Origin of the sequence: Synechococcus sp. H60.2 (genome assembly GCF_047462315.1) — a bacterium.
Classification (GTDB): Bacteria; Cyanobacteriota; Cyanobacteriia; order Thermostichales; family Thermostichaceae; genus Thermostichus.
In genome coordinates this window covers 1-1,129 of record NZ_JANSIZ010000145.1, presented here as the reverse complement: position 1 = coordinate 1,129, position 1,129 = coordinate 1, and the positions used below count along the sequence as shown (strand labels likewise).

Genomic DNA, 1,129 nt, shown 5'->3' with positions numbered 1-1,129 from the left:
TGAATCTGGTGGAGCGGGTGTTTGAGGAAGTTCGGCGGTATGTGGAGGGGCGGATGTATGGGAGTGTAGAGGCGAAGGAGGCGGCGGTGGAGGAGGTGCTCCGGTGGTTAGAGGCGGAGGGTCGGCTTTCCACGCTGGTGGGGTGGGCGTATATCCGGGAGGCTTTCCGGGCTTTACCCAAATGATTAAGATCTTATTTGAATCAGATTGGTATAAGTCAAAGGAGGAGTTTGTAGCTGGCCGCCAGCCGAAAAGAGCGTATATGACCGAAGTTGGTATTAGTCGGCCATCGTGCTTGCGCCCGCAGAAAGATCCTATTTCTCTGGCCGCCAGGGTATTTCCGCCACCCCCAGCTGATGCGTCAGGTACCGCCCATATGCAAAAAGCCAGTCCGAAAGCCGGTTGAGAAAAGCGAGGAATATCGCAGGCACCGGCTCTGCTTCATGGAGCGCCACTACGCGCCGCTCTGCCCGCCGACACACCGTCCGGGTTATCTGCACATGCGCCTCCGATAGGCAGCTGCCCGGCAAAATAAAATACCGCATGGGCGGCACAAACTCCATCATTTCATCAATGCTTCGCTCCAGCATCGTAATGCTATCTTCGGGAAAAGCCGGCAGGGGCACAGACTTTTCGGTGCGACCGGCCGCCAGGTGCGAGCCCAGCGTGAAAAGCCATTCTTGAACCTTTCGCAGGAGGGGCTGATGCGATTCGGGGGCTTCCAGGGCTATAAGGCCGATATACGCGTTGAGCTCGTCCAGGCTCCCATAGGCTTCGACGCGCAGGTCAGCCTTAGAAACCCTTCCCGGCCCCAGTAGACTCGTCTCTCCTGCGTCCCCACCACGCGTGTAGAGCTTCATGACTCAAAGGTACGCCCATCCCCCATTCCAAACGGCCTTATGCCAGAACAGATCTTAAGAAGAAGTCTGGGATAAGGTTGGGGAGCGTACCCGGCCGCTCGTCATATGTTTAGGACAGCTTTATGGAAGGGGTGGTCGCTTGGTGGCGTGGTTAGTTAGTTACTGCTGGGGCTGGGGCTGGTACGGGGTACTGGATGCGCTGGTGGTGCTGGGAGAGGAGCTGTTTATAGAAGACTTCTTCCAGGGTTTTGATCTGGGTGAGGGTGAGG

Annotated in this window: 2 protein-coding genes; one reads left to right on the top strand and one right to left on the bottom strand. The window is 57.0% G+C overall.

Annotated elements, in window-relative coordinates:
- The coding region (locus NW845_RS12785) for a hypothetical protein (protein WP_414378804.1) at nucleotides 1-185 on the top strand (185 nt) is incomplete at its 5' end.
- A 129-nt stretch (nucleotides 186-314) separates the two neighbouring features.
- Here NW845_RS12785 and NW845_RS12780 read toward each other — a convergent pair.
- Entirely contained in the window at nucleotides 315-860 is a 546-nt protein-coding gene (locus NW845_RS12780) for a cob(I)yrinic acid a,c-diamide adenosyltransferase (RefSeq protein WP_414378803.1), read from the bottom strand.
- Nucleotides 861-1,129 lie beyond the last annotated feature (269 nt).